The 15,518-nt window shown below is 67.1% G+C and carries 16 protein-coding genes; 6 read left to right on the forward strand and 10 right to left on the reverse strand.

Annotated features, from left to right (window positions below; genetic code table 11):
* Positions 1-20: 20 nt before the first annotated feature.
* Both NWF24_RS12675 and nth read right to left on the reverse strand, forming a co-directional pair.
* Positions 21-863, reverse strand: a complete 843-nt coding sequence (locus tag NWF24_RS12675; RefSeq protein ID WP_258354463.1) for an inhibitor of vertebrate lysozyme family protein — start codon at positions 861-863, stop codon at positions 21-23.
* A gap of 3 nt (positions 864-866) precedes the next feature.
* Positions 867-1,514, reverse strand: a complete 648-nt coding sequence (gene nth / locus NWF24_RS12680) for an endonuclease III (RefSeq protein ID WP_258354464.1) — start codon at positions 1,512-1,514, stop codon at positions 867-869.
* Positions 1,515-1,623: 109 nt separating this feature from the next.
* Here nth and NWF24_RS12685 point away from each other — a divergent pair, with 109 nt between their 5' ends.
* Positions 1,624-2,811: an aminotransferase-like domain-containing protein gene (locus NWF24_RS12685; protein ID WP_258354465.1), complete on the forward strand. Its 1,188-nt coding sequence runs from the start codon at positions 1,624-1,626 to the stop codon at positions 2,809-2,811.
* A 1-nt stretch (position 2,812) separates the two neighbouring features.
* On the opposite strand, the gene NWF24_RS12690 is transcribed toward NWF24_RS12685, so the two are convergent.
* The gene (locus NWF24_RS12690; RefSeq protein ID WP_081267286.1) at positions 2,813-3,040 is read right to left on the reverse strand and encodes a hypothetical protein; all 228 of its coding nucleotides are present in this window, start codon (positions 3,038-3,040) and stop codon (positions 2,813-2,815) included.
* A gap of 66 nt (positions 3,041-3,106) precedes the next feature.
* Positions 3,107-4,129, reverse strand: coding sequence for a histone deacetylase family protein (locus NWF24_RS12695; protein ID WP_258354466.1), 1,023 nt, complete (start codon positions 4,127-4,129; stop codon positions 3,107-3,109).
* Positions 4,130-4,252: 123 nt separating this feature from the next.
* On the opposite strand from NWF24_RS12695, the gene NWF24_RS12700 reads away from it, so the two are divergent.
* Positions 4,253-4,576 carry a DUF6172 family protein gene (locus tag NWF24_RS12700; RefSeq protein ID WP_258354467.1) on the forward strand — a complete coding sequence of 108 codons (324 nt, stop codon included), beginning with the start codon at positions 4,253-4,255 and terminating at the stop codon, positions 4,574-4,576.
* Positions 4,577-4,583: 7 nt separating this feature from the next.
* Here the strand turns inward: NWF24_RS12700 and NWF24_RS12705 are convergent, their stop codons facing one another.
* The 3 genes from NWF24_RS12705 to mfd are packed head-to-tail and all read right to left on the reverse strand — an operon-like array spanning position 4,584 to position 9,834.
* A complete protein-coding gene (locus NWF24_RS12705; protein WP_258354468.1) occupies positions 4,584-5,648 on the reverse strand; it encodes an Ldh family oxidoreductase in 1,065 nt (354 codons plus the stop codon).
* The gene (gene serB, locus NWF24_RS12710; RefSeq protein ID WP_093175764.1) at positions 5,645-6,355 is read right to left on the reverse strand and encodes a phosphoserine phosphatase SerB; all 711 of its coding nucleotides are present in this window, start codon (positions 6,353-6,355) and stop codon (positions 5,645-5,647) included. Before serB ends, NWF24_RS12705 begins: the two co-directional genes overlap by 4 nt.
* Complete coding sequence (mfd, locus tag NWF24_RS12715) at positions 6,352-9,834, reverse strand: transcription-repair coupling factor (protein ID WP_258354469.1); 3,483 nt, start codon at positions 9,832-9,834, stop codon at positions 6,352-6,354. The genes serB and mfd overlap by 4 nt, the downstream gene beginning before the upstream one ends.
* Positions 9,835-9,957: 123 nt before the next feature.
* On the opposite strand from mfd, the gene ispD reads away from it, so the two are divergent.
* A complete protein-coding gene (gene ispD, locus NWF24_RS12720) occupies positions 9,958-10,680 on the forward strand; it encodes a 2-C-methyl-D-erythritol 4-phosphate cytidylyltransferase (protein WP_258354470.1) in 723 nt (240 codons plus the stop codon).
* The gene (ispF, locus tag NWF24_RS12725) at positions 10,677-11,165 is read left to right on the forward strand and encodes a 2-C-methyl-D-erythritol 2,4-cyclodiphosphate synthase (protein ID WP_258354471.1); all 489 of its coding nucleotides are present in this window, start codon (positions 10,677-10,679) and stop codon (positions 11,163-11,165) included. The genes ispD and ispF overlap by 4 nt, the downstream gene beginning before the upstream one ends.
* A 10-nt stretch (positions 11,166-11,175) precedes the next feature.
* On the opposite strand, the gene NWF24_RS12730 is transcribed toward ispF, so the two are convergent.
* Positions 11,176-12,600, reverse strand: a complete 1,425-nt coding sequence (locus NWF24_RS12730) for a sensor histidine kinase (protein ID WP_093056528.1) — start codon at positions 12,598-12,600, stop codon at positions 11,176-11,178.
* 74 nt (positions 12,601-12,674) lie between these two features.
* A complete protein-coding gene (ompR, locus tag NWF24_RS12735; protein WP_007837017.1) occupies positions 12,675-13,406 on the reverse strand; it encodes an osmolarity response regulator transcription factor OmpR in 732 nt (243 codons plus the stop codon).
* 172 nt (positions 13,407-13,578) lie between these two features.
* Here ompR and NWF24_RS12740 point away from each other — a divergent pair, with 172 nt between their 5' ends.
* Both NWF24_RS12740 and NWF24_RS12745 read left to right on the forward strand, forming a co-directional pair.
* Entirely contained in the window at positions 13,579-13,938 is a 360-nt protein-coding gene (locus tag NWF24_RS12740) for a hypothetical protein (protein ID WP_258354472.1), read from the forward strand.
* 74 nt (positions 13,939-14,012) lie between these two features.
* Positions 14,013-14,720, forward strand: coding sequence for an SIMPL domain-containing protein (locus NWF24_RS12745; protein WP_258354473.1), 708 nt, complete (start codon positions 14,013-14,015; stop codon positions 14,718-14,720).
* A gap of 27 nt (positions 14,721-14,747) precedes the next feature.
* Here NWF24_RS12745 and NWF24_RS12750 read toward each other — a convergent pair whose 3' ends face one another.
* Positions 14,748-15,518 (reverse strand): 3-hydroxybutyrate dehydrogenase, encoded by a 771-nt coding sequence (locus tag NWF24_RS12750; RefSeq protein ID WP_258354474.1) that lies wholly within the window; start codon positions 15,516-15,518, stop codon positions 14,748-14,750.

Raw genomic sequence — 15,518 nt, forward strand, 5'->3', positions numbered from 1 at the left:
AGGCGACCTGGTCAGTCAGCTCAGTTCTTCTGCCGCCACTGCTCGCGCCAGAGCTTTTCGAGCTGAGGGGCGAGCGCGGCGGGCGGCGAGCCCACGAGGCGGTTGCTGCCGTTGCGCTGCACCAGGCCGTAGATGCGGCCGGAGCCCTGGTCGTAGAGCGCGATCGCGTTGTTGTCGAAGCAGTCGTGCGGCTTGCAGAAGGCGTGCAGGAGGTAGCGCGTTCCCTCGACCGTCACCCATTGCGGCTCGGGCGCCGGGCCTTCGCGGCGCACCAGCCAGCGGTCGTTCTCGCGAGCGCCAAGGGCGGCGCGCCAGGCCTTCTGCATTGCCGGGCCTTGCGCCAGCGCTGCGGGGCTGCCTGTGGGCGGGGGAGGCACCTTGGCCTTGGGCTCGGTGGGCGGGGGCTCGGCCCGCGCGGCACCGTCGCAGCGCCAGTAGCGCTGTTTCATCAACTCGGGGCCCAGCTGGCCAGCGACTGGCTTGTCGGCGTCCAGCGTGATGTACTGGCCGCGCGCCGCGCGGTAGACGAGGAAGGTCATCGAGCCGGCCTTGCCCGCGTCGCTCATCAGCGCCACGTCGAAGCCTGCCGGCGGCGGGCTGTTGCCGAAGAAGCTGTGGGCCGTCTGTGGCTCGCGGGCGACCACGCGGCGCTTTCCGCTCTCTGCGATCAGCATGTCCTGGCGTACCTGCAGCGTCGGCGCCGCGGCGTCGGCGCAGTTCGTCGACCAGCGGCCGCCGTAGAGCGTCATGGCGTCGGGCGGCAGGCCTGCGGCCGGCTGCTGCGACCAGGCCGCGGCCGGGAGGAGGGCTGCCAGCAGGGCGGTGGCCAGCAGCGTCCGGGTGTCGTTCTTTCGTGTCGTCATTCTTCAGGCCGTTTTCGGGGAGGGCGTCTTTGGTTTATAGGCGCAGAAAGTGGACACCGCGCATTCCCAGCACCGCGGCTTGCGCGCCACGCAGATGTAGCGGCCATGCAGGATCAGCCAGTGGTGCGCATGCAGCCGGTACTCCGGCGGAACGCGCTTCTCGAGCTTGAGCTCCACTTCGAGCGGCGTCTTGCCGGGTGCGAGCCCGGTGCGGTTGCCGACGCGAAAGATGTGCGTGTCGACCGCGATCGTCGCTTCGCCGAAGGCCACGTTCAGCACCACGTTCGCGGTCTTGCGGCCGACGCCGGGCAGCGCCTCCAGCTCGGCGCGGGTGCGCGGCACCTCGCCGCCGTGCAGCTCCACCAGCATGCGGCAGGCCTCGATCAGGTGCTTGGCCTTGCTGCGGTACAGGCCGATGGTCTTGATGTATTCCTCCAGTCCCTCGACACCCAGGTCGAAGATGGCCTGCGGCGTGTTCGCCACCGGAAACAGCTTGCGGGTGGCCTTGTTCACGCCCACGTCGGTGGCCTGCGCCGAGAGCAGCACGGCGGCCAGCAGCTCGAAGGGGGTGTTGTATTCGAGCTCGGTCTCGGGTGTGGGGTTGGCCGCCTGCAGGGTGGCGAAGAAGAGGGGGATGTTGTCTTTTTTCATGGGGCTTCGTGAGGGCGGCTCGCGCAATATATCGTTGAAAGGCGATAGCCTTACGCAGCTTTATTGCCCGAGCTTTGGTGACAATGTCACCCAGAAAGTGAGACCGACCATGCAATTCGCCTCCCGCCTCGACAACGTCGAGACCTCCGCCATCCGCGAACTCTTCAAGCTGCTGGGCAAGCCCGGCATCATCAGCTTTGCGGGCGGCTTCCCCGACAGCGCCATGTTCGACGTCGAGGGCCTCAAGGAGGCGAGCAACAGGGCGCTCACCGAAGAACCCGGCGGCGCACTGCAATACGGCGCCACCGAAGGCTACGAGCCGCTGCGCACCCAGCTCAGTGCTTTCATGAAGACCAAGGGCGTCGACGTCGACCCCAGCGGCCTGATCGTCACCACCGGCAGCCAGCAGGCGCTGGACCTGCTGGGCAAGACCATGATCTCGCCCGGCGACAAGGTGATCGTCGAGGGCCCGACCTTCCTGGCGACCATCCAGTGCTTCCGCCTTTATGGCGCGCAGCTCATCAGTGCGCCCATCGACGCCAACGGCGTGAAGACCGACGAGCTGGAGACGCTCATTGCCGAGCACAAGCCCAAGTTCGTCTACCTGATCCCCACCTTCGGCAACCCCAGCGGCGCGATGCTGACGCTGGAGCGCCGCAAGAAGGTGCTCGAACTGGCCGTGAAGTACCAAACGCTGATCGTCGAGGACGACCCTTACGGCGACCTCTACTTCGGCGAAGCCCCACCGCCGTCGATCCTGGCGCTGAGCAAGGACGTGCCGGGCAGCCGCGAACTGCTGGCGCATTGCGGCAGCCTGAGCAAGGTTCTGAGCCCCGGCCTGCGCATCGGCTGGATGATTGCTCCGCCCGAACTGCTGGCCAAGGCGACGATGTGCAAGCAGTTCAGCGACGCGCACACGAGCACCTTCTCGCAGGCCACAGCGGCCCAGTACCTCAAGAGCGGCCGCATGCCCGCCACGCTGGCGCATGTGCGCGAGGTGTACGGCCAGCGCGCGCAGGCCATGGGCGCGGCACTGAAACGCGAGCTGGGCGATGCGGTGAGCTTCACGCAGCCCAACGGCGGCCTGTTCTTCTGGGCGCGCCTCACGGGCGCCAACGGCAAGCTGGCCGATGCGAACGAACTGGCCAAGCGCGCGATCGAGAAGCTCGTGGCCTTCGTGCCTGGCGCGCCGTTCTTTGCCGAGAAGCCCGATGTTGCGACGCTGCGTCTGAGCTTCGCGACGGCCGATGTGGCCAAGATCGAAGAGGGCGTGAAGCGCCTCGGTCAAGCGCTGTAAATCACGGCGATCGGTGCAGCCGGGGCGCCGCAAGCAGCTCCAGGTTGTCCGCAATGGCCGCATCCACGTTCGGATAGCGGCCTTTCATTTTCGAGAGCGTCATGATGGTCTGCAGCGCCTTCAGGTCCTTGACCGAGGGCGCGACCTTGATCTGCGCGATGGCGGCGGTGGGGTTGCCACCGTTGATCAATGCCATCACCTTGCTTGCCCAGTCGTTTGCGCGCGCCATGTCTTTACCTGCTTCCATTCGAAGCGCCGACTGTACACAGCGCAGCGGCCGTCGCTGCCAAGACCATCACGCGATATCCGCGAATCCCCCGAAGAAGGCGCTTGCGTTGGCTTCCAGGCTCTCGAGGTGATAGCCGCCTTCCTGGACGATCAATGTCGGCAGGCCCAGTGCACCAATGGCCTTGCCGAGACGCCCGAAGCCCTCGGTCGTCACCGCGACCTGCGACTGCGGATCGTCCTTGTAGATGTCGAAGCCGAGGGCCAGCACCAGCGCGTCAGGCGCGAAGCGCCGCAGCGCCTCCGTGGCCTCGTCGAGCCGCTCGAAAAAGACTGCTTCCGGCGCGCCGTGAGGCATCGGGAAGTTGACGTTGAAGCCTTCGCCCTCGTCGGCCCCACGCTCGTCCTCGTAGCCGGCCACTGCCGGGTAGAAGTTGGTCGGGTCGCCGTGGATCGAAACGTACATCACGTCGCTGCGGCCATAGAAGATTTCCTGCACGCCCTGGCCGTGGTGCATGTCGGTGTCGAGCACCGCTACACGGGCGAAGCGCCCGCGCAGCGCCTGGGCGGCGATGGCGGCGTTGTTCAGGTAGCAGAAACCGCCGGCAGCATCGACGCGCGCATGGTGGCCGGGAGGGCGGCACAGCGCATAGGCCGCGCGGGCGCCGTCGGTGATGGCCGCCGCGCCGGCCACCGCGCTCTGGGCCGACCAGTACGCGGAGCGCCAGGTCTCGGCTCCGACCGGGCAACTGCCGTCCGCAAGGTAGCGCGCCGCCTTCGCCAGGATGCCGCGCAGGCGGTTGGGCTCCCGCACGTAGACGTTCGACATCACCTCGTCGCCCCAGTCGGGCGGCATCTGCTTCCATTCGCCGTGCGCTTCTTCGAGAAAGCGAAGGTAGTCAGCGCTGTGCACGGCGGCCAATGGCGCCATGCCGGCATCAGCCGGTGTCTGAAGATCGAAGCCGAGCGATTGCACGGCGGCGACGAGCCGCAGCGCGCGCTCGGGAATTTCCTGCGGCGTGCGCATCTGTCCGCGCGACAGATAGCTGCGCGGATGGTGCAGCAGCTGCTCCGGATGAAAAAAGGTCAGCATGGGTGGTTCGGCGTGGCCGCCGCAAAATTTGCCTGGCAACCATGGTAGCGAGCAAGATCGGTGCCCATCCAGGGCATCGGGCGGTGCCGGATTCGGTGGCTTTCACATTGGTTACGATCACCCATGAGAAAAACCTTTCAGCTTCAGGTCGAGGGCAAGCACCCCGACCGTCTCCTCGAAGCCATCAAGCACGAGATCCGCAAGTACATCAAGCGCGAGCGGCGGCGCGTATTGCCAGAAGGCGCGGACTTCTGGGACTTCGACTGCAAGTTTGGCACCGAGGCCGAAAACGCCGAAGTCGTTCACCTGTCGGCCATCACCGGCCTCATCGACGGCGTTGTGAAAGAAGCCGGCAAGCAGTTCTACGTCGAGATCCTGGCCAAGCCCGGCCAGCGCAAGGCTCGCCCCGCGGGCGAAGCCGCGGCGTCGCCCGACGCTGAAGACTGACCCTCGCTCAGACCAGCGCCTGCGCCAGCCGCAGGCCGTGGCGCTGCTCCGCATCGTGCAGCGAGCGCGCAATCGACGGGTGCAGCCGCACCCCGTTCTTCGACTGCGCTTCCCGACGCTTCAACCCGCCTTCGCCCGGCAGCCGCACAGGCTTGGCCGGGTCGATGGGCGTGTTGTCACGGCACTTCGCCGCCACATGGTCCATCTGGTGCAGGAAGGCTTCCTTGCCGCCGAAGGCGTTCAGGTCGTGCAGCGTGATGTGCACCGTCGCGCCCCAGCCCTCGGGCGGGTCGGCCCGGCCATGGCCTGCGAGGCCGGCCGTGAGCGTCTCGACCAGCAGCGCCATTCCGTAGCCCTTATGGCCGTGGCTCAGCCCGCCGACCGGCAGCAGCGTGCCGGGCGGCTGGTCGAACAGCACCTGCGGGTTGTTCGACGGCTTGCCGGTGGCGTCGATCAGCCATTCCTCGGCGAATGTCTCGCCGGCTGCGCGCTTGCGGTTGCTCATGCCGTTGGTTGTGATGGAAGCCGAGATGTCGACCATCACGCCGCCCTGCGAAAGCGGAAAGCCCATGGCCAGCGGGTTCGGCGTGAACACAGCCTGCGTGCCGCCGAAGGGCGCGACGCTGGCGGCATTGGGGTCGGAGCAGGCCAGCAGCATCAGCATGTCTTCCTGCAGCGCGCGCAGCATGTAGACGGCGAGGCAGGCGATGTGGTGGCTGCGGCGGATGACCAGCGAGGCGGTGCCCAGCTCGCGGGCGCGCGGCACCAGCAGGTCCATGCCCTGGTCCATGAGCCACGGGCCGGGCAGGCGCTTGCCGTCCCACAGCACGGCGGCGGGGCGGTCCGACAGCACTTCGGGGGCGCCATCGCGCGTCATGCCGCCTGACTCGATTTCCTTCACATAGCCGGCCAGCAGCGCGAGGCCGTGCGTGTCGTGGCCCAGCAGATCACCTTCGACCAGCGTGCGCGCCACGCTGTCGGCCTTCGATGCAGCGAGGCCGGCTTTCTGCAGCAGGGCGCTGGCGTAGTCCCTGAGCGCGTCGGCGCTGTAGAGCGGAGTGGTGTCGGTCATTTCAATACCTCCAGCACGCGGTCGAGGCCGCCTTCGTTGATGGCCACCATGGCCTGCTCGCGCACCTTCGGCTTGGCGTGATACGCGACCGAGAGGCCGGCCTCGCCCATCATCGGCAGGTCGTTGGCGCCGTCGCCCACGGCGATGGTTTCCTGCGGCGAGATGCCCATGAGCGACGCCACTTCGAGCAGCGTGCGGCGCTTTTCGGCGCCGTCGCAGATGTCGCCCCAGCTCTGCGTGACGACCTGGCCGGTGAGCTTGCCGCCGGCTTCGTCGAGCAGATTGGAGCGCGCGAAGTCGATGCCCAGCCGGTCCTTCACGCGGTTCGCAAAGAAGGTGAAGCCGCCCGAAACCAGCAGCACCTTGAGGCCGGCCGCCTTGCAGGCTGCCACCAGCTCGCTCGCGCCGGGGTTGAGCTTGAGCCGCTCGTCGTACACCTGCTGCAGCGCCTCGACCGGCACGCCCTGCAGCAGCGCCACGCGGCGGCGCAGGCTTTCCTTGAAGTCCTTGATCTCGCCGCGCATCGTGGCTTCGGTGATGGCGGCCACCTCGGCCTTCTTGCCGACCGCATCGGCGATTTCGTCGATGCACTCGATGTTGATCAGCGTCGAGTCCATGTCGAACGCGATCAGCTTGAAGTCGGCGAGCTTGAGCGGTGGCTTCACGCGCTGGATGACGAGGCCGGGGGAGATTTCTGTAGCGCTCATGCGGTGACGGTTTCCTTGACGATGGGTTGGCCCAGGCTGCGCAGCACGTCGCGCACCAGCTGGGCCCGGTCTTTCGGCTCTTTCAGTTCGCGCTCGATGCGCAGTTTTTCGTTGCCGGCGAGCTTGATGTGCTTGTTCTTCTGGATCAGCTGGATGATGGCCATGCCATCGACCGGCGCGTCCTTCTTGAAGGTGATGTTGATGATGCCGGGCGCCGCATCGACCTTCACCACGCCGTAGGGCCGCGCCAGCACACGCAGGCGGTGCGTGTCGATCAGCGTCTGCGCCTGCGGCGGCAGCTTGCCGAAGCGGTCGACGATTTCTTCCAGCAGCGTGTCGATCTGGTCGGGCGTCTTTGCGGTGGCCAGCTTCTTGTAGAACGACAGCCGCAGGTGCACGTCGCCGCAGTAGTCGTCGGGCAGCAGGGCGGGTGCGTGGAGGTTGATTTCGGTCGTGACCGACAGCGGCGACAGCAGGTCGGGCTCCTGGCCGGCCTTCAGCGCGCGCACGGCCTCGCTCAGCATCTCGTTGTAGAGCTGGAAGCCGATCTCCATCATGTTGCCGCTCTGGTTTTCGCCCAGCACCTCGCCGGTGCCGCGGATCTCCAGGTCGTGCATGGCCAGGTAGAAGCCGGAGCCCAGTTCTTCCATCTGCTGGATGGCGTCGAGCCGCTGCGCCGCGTGCTTGGTCAGGCCCTCGGTGTCGGGCACCATGAGGTAGGCGTACGCTTGGTGGTGCGAGCGCCCGACGCGGCCGCGTAGCTGGTGCAGCTGCGCCAGGCCGAACTTGTCGGCGCGGCTCATCACGATGGTGTTGGCGGTCGGCACGTCGATGCCGGTCTCGATGATGGTCGAGCACAGCAGCAGGTTGTAGCGTTGCGCCACGAAGTCGCGCATCACGCGCTCCAGTTCGCGCTCGGGCATCTGGCCATGGGCCACGGCGATGCGGGCTTCAGGCAATATTTCTTCGAGCTTCTGGCGGCGGTTCTCGATGGTCTCGACCTCGTTGTGCAGGAAGTAGACCTGCCCGCCGCGCTTGAGCTCGCGCAGCACGGCTTCGCGGATCACGCCGGTGCCTTCGTTGCGCACGAATGTCTTGATGGCCAGCCGGCGCTGCGGCGCGGTGGCGATCACGCTCAGGTCGCGCAGGCCTTCGAGCGCCATGCCCAGCGTGCGCGGAATCGGCGTGGCCGTCAGCGTCAGCACGTCGACCTCGGCGCGCATGGCCTTCATCGCCTCTTTGTGGCGCACGCCGAAGCGATGCTCCTCGTCGATGATGAGCAGGCCCAGGTTCTTGAACTTGACCGACTGCGAGAGCAGCTTGTGCGTGCCGACCACGATGTCGACCTGGCCTTCGGCCAGCCCCTTGGCTGCGGCGGTGATTTCCTTGGCCGAGCGGAAGCGGCTCATCTCTGCCACCTTCACTGGCCATTTGGCGAATCGATCGACCAGCGTCTGGTAGTGCTGCTCGGCCAGCAGCGTGGTGGGCGCAAGAAACGCCACCTGCTTGCCGCCGGTGACGGCGATGAAGGCGGCGCGCAGCGCAACCTCGGTCTTGCCGAAGCCCACGTCGCCGCACACGAGGCGATCCATTGGCTGGGGCGAGATCATGTCCTGCACCACGGCGTGGATGGCCGCCTTCTGGTCGGCGGTTTCCTGGAAGCCGAAGTCGTTGGAGAACACTTCGTAGTCGGCCGGCGAGTAGCGGAAGGCGTGGCCCTCGCGCGCAGCGCGGCGGGCGTAGATGTTGAGCAGCTCGGCGGCCGAGTCGCGCACCTGTTCGGCGGCCTTGCGCTTGGCCTTTTCCCACTGGCCGGAGCCCAGCTTGTGCAGCGGGGCCTCGTCGGCGCTGACGCCGGTGTAGCGGCTGATCTGGTGCAACTGCGAGACGGGTACGTAGAGCGTGGCCTTGTCGGCGTACTCCAGGTGCAGCATTTCCTGCAGAAGGGGCTTGCCTTCGGCATCGGTGCCCTGGCCCAGGTCCATGTGGATCAGGCCGCGGTAGCGGCCGATGCCGTGCGCGCTGTGGACCACCGGGTCGCCCACGTTGAGCTCCGACAGGTCTTTGATGAGCGCCTCGACGTCGCTGACCTGTTCCTGCTTCTTGTTGCGCCGGCGCGTGGTGGGCGCGGTGGCGAACAGCTCGGTTTCGGTGACGAGGTCGATGCCCTGTTCGCGCCAGGCGAAGCCCGAGGCCAGCGCGGCGGTGGCGATGCCGATCTTTTCGTCGGCGGAGGCTTCGAACTCGGCCAGCGAGTCGAAGGCCGGCGGGCTCACGCCGCTGGCGCGCAGGAAGTCGAGCAGGCTTTCGCGGCGGCCGTCGCTTTCGGCGATCAGCAGCACGCGGTGCGGTGTGGCGCGAATGTGGGCCTTGAGGCCGACCAACGGGTCTTCGGCGCCACGCACCACGGCGAACGGTGGCAGCTTGTCGAACTCGGCATAGGGTGCGTCCGTAGGCACGTCACCGCGGATGGCGAGCTGCGCATGGGGCTTGGCGCGCTGGTAGAACTGCTCGGCGTTCAGGAACAGCGCCTCGGGCGGCAGGGCGGGGCGCTCGGGGTCGCCTTGCACCAGCCGGTAGCGTTCGTTCGTGTCCTGCCAGAAATGCTGGAAAGCCGGTTCGAGATCGCCGTGCAGCACCACGGTGGCATCCGGTCCGAGGTAGTCGAACACCGTGGCCGTCTCGTCGAAGAACAGAGGCAGGTAGTACTCGATGCCGGCGGTGGCCACGCCGTTGCCCATGTCCTTGTAGATGCGGCTTTTGGTCGGGTCGCCTTCGAGCAGTTCGCGCCAGCGGCTGCGAAAGCGCCCACGCGCGTCGTCGTCCATCGGGAACTCGCGGCCCGGCAGCAGCCGCACTTCGGGCACCGGGTACAGGCTGCGCTGGGTGTCGGGGTCGAAGGTGCGGATGGAGTCGATCTCGTCGTCGAACAGGTCGACGCGAAACGGCACGGGCGAGCCCATGGGGAACAGGTCGATCAGGCCGCCGCGCACCGCGTATTCGCCGGGGCTCACCACCTGGGTCACATGGGTGTAGCCGGCCAGCGTGAGCTGGGCCTTGAGCTTCGACTCTTCCAGCTTCTGCTTGGCCTTGAAATGGAAGGTATAGCCAGCCAGGAAGGCGGGCGGCGCCAGCCGGTAGAGCGCGGTGGTGGCGGGCACCAGCACCACGTCGGCCTCTTTCTGGCTGATGCGCCAGAGGGTGGCAAGGCGCTCGCTGATCAGGTCCTGGTGGGGCGAGAAGCTGTCGTAGGGTAGCGTTTCCCAGTCGGGGAACAGGGCACAGCGCAGGTCGGGCGCGAAGAAGGCGATCTCGTCGATCAGGCGCTGGGCGTCGTTGGCGTCGGCCGTGAACATCGCCGTGGCGCGCCCCGCGGCTTTCTCGCGCATGGCCAGCTGCGCCAGCAGCAAGGCATCGGCCGACAACGGGGGACGCGGCAGCGTGAAACGCTTGCCCGCCGTGAGGTGGGGGAGGTCCATGGAACGCTTGGTGGAAATGCACAACACCCCGCGCCGGCTGGCGAGGGGTGTGCGTAACGGGCAATTCTAGAATGGCGGCCCCTTATTCGCTTGTCGGCCACCGCCGACGCCGGGCCCTCCCTCATGTCCTCTTCCCGACTCTTCGTGCTGATCCCGTGTGCCGGCTCCGGCTATCGCGCGGGGCATGCGCAGTCCACCCAGCCCAAGCAGTACCGGCGCCTGGCCGGCCTGCCGATGGTGGCCCACACGCTGGAGGCCTTCCGCGCGCTGGCGGGGCGCTTCGCCGGGCTGGCGCTGGTGGTGTCGCCGGACGACCGCGATGTGGATGCGGTGCTGCCGCGCTTTCCCGCCGAGAACGAATACCTGCTGCGCGTGGGCGGCGTGACCCGCGCGGCCACGGTGCGCAATGGCCTCGTGGCGCTGCGGCAGAAGGGCGCTGGCGCACACGACTGGGTGCTGGTGCACGACGCGGCGCGCTGCCTCGTCACCTCGAGCCAGATCGAAGCGCTGATCGCAGCCTGCGAGCACGACGCCGTCGGCGGCCTGCTGGCGCAGCGGTTGGCGGACACGCTGAAGTCGTCGACGGCCGAAAGCCGCGTGGCCCAGACTCTGCCGCGCGCCGACAAGTGGCTGGCGCAGACGCCGCAGATGTTCCGCATTGGCATGCTGCTCGACGCGCTGGAACGCACAGGCGACACCGTAACCGACGAGGCCGGCGCCATCGAGGCGGTCGGCTTGTCGCCGCTGCTTGTGCCAGGCAGCGCGCAGAACTTCAAGGTGACCTTTCCCGAAGACTTTGCACTGGCCGAGGCGGTTCTGCTGGGCCGCAAGAAGGGCCTGGCATGACGAGCGCTTTCAACATCCGCGTGGGCGAGGGCTGGGACGTTCACCAGCTGGTGGCGGGGCGCAAGCTGATCCTGGGCGGTGTCGAGGTGCCGCACACCACCGGCCTGCTGGGGCACTCGGACGCCGACGTGCTGCTGCACGCCATTACCGATGCGCTGCTGGGCGGCGCGGGGCTGGGCGACATCGGCCGGCATTTTCCGGACACCGATCCGCAGTTTCGCGGCGCCGATTCGTCGGTGCTGCTGGCCGAGGCGGCGCGCCGGGTGCGCGCGGTGGGCTGGGAGATCGGGAATGTCGACAGCACCGTGATCGCGCAGGCGCCCAAGCTCGCGCCGCACATTCCGCTCATGTGCCAGCGCATCGCCGACACGCTGGGCATTGCGATCGAGCAGGTGAACGTGAAGGCGAAGACGGCCGAGAAGCTCGGCCCGGTGGGCGAGGGCCGCGCGATGGAAGCCCGCGCGGCCGTTCTTCTCCACCGCTGACGCGGCCGGATCAGGCCGGCTTCTTGCCGCCGCCCTGCGGCTCGCCGGGCTTGGCGCTGCCCGGCGGCATCGCGCGCGGCATCCGGATGTGTGCCGCCAGGCCGCGGCCCGGCGTGCTGGTCAGCGCAAAGGTGCCGCCCATGCGCTCGATGTTCTTCGCCACGATCGACAGGCCCAGGCCCGCACCGGCGGCTGACGTGCGCGCCGCATCGCCACGGAAGAAGGGCTTGGTCAGCTGCGAGAGCAGGGCGGGCTCGACGCCCGCGCCGTGGTCGCGCACCTTGATCAGCACCGCGTCGTTGTTGGCCTGCGCCTGGATCGTCACGTCGGCCACGCCTGTGGAGGGCGATTTGCCGTAGCGCCGCGCGTTCTCGACCAGGTTGGAAATCACGCGCGTGAGTTCGACTTCGTCGCCCAGCACCCGCAGGTCGGGGGGCACCTCGACCTTGATGTTCATCTCCTCGTAGTCCTGCACTGCATAGGTACAGGCATCCACCACGTCGCGCAGCAGCACGGGGCGCGGATCGACATGGTCGGGCCGCGCGTAGTCGAGGAACTTGTCGATGATCGCGTCGAGTTGGGCGATGTCAGCGGCCATGTGGTCGCGCGCGTCTTCGTCGGCCACGCTCATTTCGGTTTCCAGCCGCAGCCGGGCCAGTGGCGTACGCAGGTCGTGCGAGATGCCGGCCAGCATGATGGCGCGGTCCTGCTCGATCTTGGCGAGCTGGTCCGCCATTCGGTTGAAGCCGATGTTGACCGCGCGGATCTCATTGGTGCGGGCGCGCTCGTCGAGCCGGTGTGCCTCGTACTCGCCTTCGCGCACCTGCATGGTCGCGCGCGACAGCTGCTTGAGCGGCAGGTTGATGAGCCGGGTGATCAGCGCCGCGCCGGCCAGCGACAGCGCCATGGCGGTGCTGAGCCACACCAGCCAGGTGCGCCCGCCCACGCGGCTGAAGCGCGTGGGGTCGAGCAGCAGCCAGTAGGTGTCGCTCTCGATGGTGAAGCCGATCCACAGGCCCGCCTCGTCGTTCACGCGGCTTGCGACCGTGGTGCCTTCGCCCAATTGGTCGATCAGCTCCTCGGTCACGCGCAGGTCGAGCGCGCCGCTGGTGTAGGGCTGGAACCGGTCGTTGGGCTCGCGCGGCAGGATGCGCACGCCCTCCTGGTCGGCCAGCGTCTTGATCAGCGACACCCGGGTGATGGCGTCCGAATACACCAGCGCGGCGCGCGTGAGGTTCACGAGCGAGGCGATCTGGTGCGCGGTTTGAATGGCGCGGGGCTCGTATTCGAGCGAGCGGAAGGTCTGCAGCCAGGCGACGGTACAGCCGATCAGCAGCAGCGCCAGCAGGAAGAAGGTGCGCCAGAAAAGGCTGAAGCCCAGCTTGAGGCCGGGGCGTCGGTCACGTTGCGCGCTCGCTTCGAGCGGGCTCGGCATCGTGACTTGTGCGCCGTCCTCCTGAGCGGGGCCTGGTCTGGTGGATTGGCCGATGGCCACCTCTCAACGTGGCGTCAGGCCGTGCCGTCCGGCACGAACACGTAGCCCACGCCCCAGACGGTCTGGATGTAGCGCGGCGCGGCGGCGTCGGACTCGACCAGCTTGCGCAGGCGCGAAATCTGCACGTCCAGGCTGCGGTCGAAGGGCTCGAACTCGCGCCCGCGCGCCAGCTGGGCCAGCTTTTCGCGCGACAGCGGTTGACGCGGATGGCGCACCAGCGCCTTCAGCATCGCGAACTCGCCGGTGGTCAGCGAGAGCTCTTCGCCATCCTTTTTCAAGGTGCGCGAGCCGAGATCGAAGGCGAACGGGCCGAAAGTGACGGTCTCGTTCTCCGTGGAGGGGGCACCCGGCGCTTCGAGCGGCGGGCGGCGGCGCAGCACTGCGTGCACACGGGCCAGCAGTTCGCGCGGGTTGAAAGGCTTGCCGAGGTAGTCGTCTGCGCCGACTTCGAGACCGACGATGCGGTCCACGTCTTCGCCCTTGGCGGTGAGCATGATGATCGGCGTGCGGTCGTTGGCTGCGCGCAGGCGTCGGCAGACCGAGAGGCCGTCTTCGCCGGGCATCATCAAGTCGAGCACGATCAGGTCGACCGTGTCGCGCAACAGGATGCGGTTGAGCGCCTTGCCGTCCTCGGCCACGATCACTTCAAAACCTTCCTGGGTCAGATAGCGGCGCAGGAGGTCGCGGATGCGGGCGTCGTCGTCGACGATCACGATCTTGTCGGTGCGAGCGGGAACTTGAGTCATTTCTACAACGATGAATTTGTAACAGGGCCGATTCTGAAGGCGTTGGGTGGTCGTTGAGCCGGATTTACTTATGGTTTGACACTAAGTTACAAAACTTGCGGACGCTCGCCGTCTGGTCATCTGACGTTAGCGCGGAGGTGGCAAAGTCGCTCTTCCTGATGACTTCCACTCAATGAGACGTCCTTTTTCAGCCCTCCCGTTCATCCTCGTTTTCGCCTGCGGCCCGTCGCTGGCGGTGTCTGGCGACTTTTTCAGGGTGGGCGAGGTGCGTCGCAGCGAGGTCCGGGACGCGGTGGCGGCCCATCGGGCCGCGCAGCGCGAGGAAGTCCGCCGCGAACAGGCAATTGCCGGCCGGCGCCTTACCGCCGCCGAGCTGTTCGAGCTGCGGCAGCAGGTCCGCGGCCAATGGACCCCGCCCGCGGCGGGTGCTTTGCTCAATTCGGCAGAATCGCAGCCGGCCGAGCGGATCGTGCCGGTGCCTTCGGCCGCGGACCGCCAGTCGCTGACCGCGCCGCGCAGCCAACGCCGCTGACGCACCGGCTGGCCTGCCTGCGTGCTTGCTAACGCAGGCCTGTTTTTCACACCAACAAAAGGGAGTACTTCGCCTTGAAGAAAAAAATCAAACTGCTCGCGGCCTGCGCCGCCCTGGCCGCTGCCGGTAATGCACTGGCCCAGAACGTCGTCACACCCGCGCCACAGAACGTGCTGCAGCTGACGGCTTCCGGCGCGATCGAAGTCCAGCAGGACATGCTGAGCATGACGCTCGTGACCACCCGCGACGCGACCGACGCAGCCACCGTGCAGACGCAGCTGAAGGCCGCGCTCGACGCCGCACTGGCCGAAGCGAAGAAGAACGCGCAGGCAGGCCAGCTCGACGTGCGCACCGGCAACTTCAGCCTGTCGCCGCGCTACACGAAGGACGGCAAGATCAACGGTTGGCAGGGCTCGACCGAGCTGGTGCTCGAAGGCCGAGACTTCCCGCGCATCACCCAGACGGCCGGCCGCATCACCACGCTCAGCGTGGGCAATGTGGGCTTTGGCCTGAGCCGCGAACAGCGCGCCAAGACCGAGACCGAGGCGCAGAACATCGCCATCGAGAACTTCAAGCAGAAGGCTGGCGAACTGGCCAAGGGCTTCGGCTTCGGCGGCTACACGCTGCGCGAGGTGTCGGTAAACGCGAGCGACAACGGCCCGATCCGCCCGCGCATGATGGCGGTGCAGGCCAAGTCGTTCTCGGCCGATTCGGCTGTGCCGGTCGAAGCCGGCAAGACCAGCGTGGTGGTGAGCGTGTCGGGCTCGGTGCAGCTCAAATAAGAGAAACCCGTACCGACGGGCTACCCTTTATTGGGCAGTCCAGCCGCCGTCCATGGCCCAGGCAACGCCCCGGACCTGGTCGGCCGCCGGCGAGCACAGGAAGACGGCGAGGCCGCCCAGTTGCTCGACCGTGGTGAACTGCAGCGAAGGCTGCTTTTCGCCCAGCAGGTCGTTTTGTGCCTGCGCGGCTGTGATGCCTTCTCGCGCTGCGCGGTCGTCGATCTGCTTTTGCACCAGCTGGGTCAGCACCCAGCCTGGGCAGATTGCATTGACGGTGATGCCGGTGGTTGCGGTTTCGAGTGCGACCGACTTGGTCAGGCCGACGATGCCGTGCTTGGCCGCCACATAGGCCGATTTCTGCGCCGACGCCACGAGGCCATGAGCTGATGCGATGTTGATGACGCGGCCCCAGTTGGCTTCGCGCATCGCGGGAATTGCCAGGCGCGTTGTATGAAACGCGCTGGTGAGGTTGATTGCGATGATGGCGTCCCAACGTTCGGTGGGAAAGTCTTCGACCTTGGCCACATGCTGGATGCCGGCGTTGTTCATGAGGACGTCGACACGGCCGAACTTCGAAGCGGCGAAGCTCATCATGTCTTCGATCTGGTCGGGCTTGCTCATGTCGGCGCCGTGGTATTCGGCGCGCACGCCGAGAGCTTCGATCTCGGCCTTTGGGGTTTCGGCATCGCCGAAGCCGTTGAGCACGATGTTTGCTCCTTGTTGAGCGAGAGCCTTGGCGATGGCGAGGCCAATGCCGCTGGTGGACCCCGTGACAAGCGCGGTTTTGCCTTTGAGCAT

This window comes from Variovorax paradoxus (assembly GCF_024734665.1).
Classification (GTDB): Bacteria; Pseudomonadota; Gammaproteobacteria; order Burkholderiales; family Burkholderiaceae_C; genus Variovorax.

What these genes read in the sequence shown, in the direction of transcription:
- NWF24_RS12675 (WP_258354463.1), bottom strand. Translation starts at nt 863, where the DNA reads ATGACGACACGAAAGAACGACACCCGGACGCTGCTGGCCACCGCCCTG.
- nth (WP_258354464.1), bottom strand. Translation starts at nt 1,514, where the DNA reads ATGAAAAAAGACAACATCCCCCTCTTCTTCGCCACCCTGCAGGCGGCC.
- NWF24_RS12685 (WP_258354465.1), top strand. Translation starts at nt 1,624, where the DNA reads ATGCAATTCGCCTCCCGCCTCGACAACGTCGAGACCTCCGCCATCCGC.
- NWF24_RS12690 (WP_081267286.1), bottom strand. Translation starts at nt 3,040, where the DNA reads ATGGCGCGCGCAAACGACTGGGCAAGCAAGGTGATGGCATTGATCAAC.
- NWF24_RS12695 (WP_258354466.1), bottom strand. Translation starts at nt 4,129, where the DNA reads ATGCTGACCTTTTTTCATCCGGAGCAGCTGCTGCACCATCCGCGCAGC.
- NWF24_RS12700 (WP_258354467.1), top strand. Translation starts at nt 4,253, where the DNA reads ATGAGAAAAACCTTTCAGCTTCAGGTCGAGGGCAAGCACCCCGACCGT.
- NWF24_RS12705 (WP_258354468.1), bottom strand. Translation starts at nt 5,648, where the DNA reads ATGACCGACACCACTCCGCTCTACAGCGCCGACGCGCTCAGGGACTAC.
- serB (WP_093175764.1), bottom strand. Translation starts at nt 6,355, where the DNA reads ATGAGCGCTACAGAAATCTCCCCCGGCCTCGTCATCCAGCGCGTGAAG.
- mfd (WP_258354469.1), bottom strand. Translation starts at nt 9,834, where the DNA reads ATGGACCTCCCCCACCTCACGGCGGGCAAGCGTTTCACGCTGCCGCGT.
- ispD (WP_258354470.1), top strand. Translation starts at nt 9,958, where the DNA reads ATGTCCTCTTCCCGACTCTTCGTGCTGATCCCGTGTGCCGGCTCCGGC.
- ispF (WP_258354471.1), top strand. Translation starts at nt 10,677, where the DNA reads ATGACGAGCGCTTTCAACATCCGCGTGGGCGAGGGCTGGGACGTTCAC.
- NWF24_RS12730 (WP_093056528.1), bottom strand. Translation starts at nt 12,600, where the DNA reads ATGCCGAGCCCGCTCGAAGCGAGCGCGCAACGTGACCGACGCCCCGGC.
- ompR (WP_007837017.1), bottom strand. Translation starts at nt 13,406, where the DNA reads ATGACTCAAGTTCCCGCTCGCACCGACAAGATCGTGATCGTCGACGAC.
- NWF24_RS12740 (WP_258354472.1), top strand. Translation starts at nt 13,579, where the DNA reads ATGAGACGTCCTTTTTCAGCCCTCCCGTTCATCCTCGTTTTCGCCTGC.
- NWF24_RS12750 (WP_258354474.1), bottom strand. Translation starts at nt 15,518, where the DNA reads ATGCTCAAAGGCAAAACCGCGCTTGTCACGGGGTCCACCAGCGGCATT.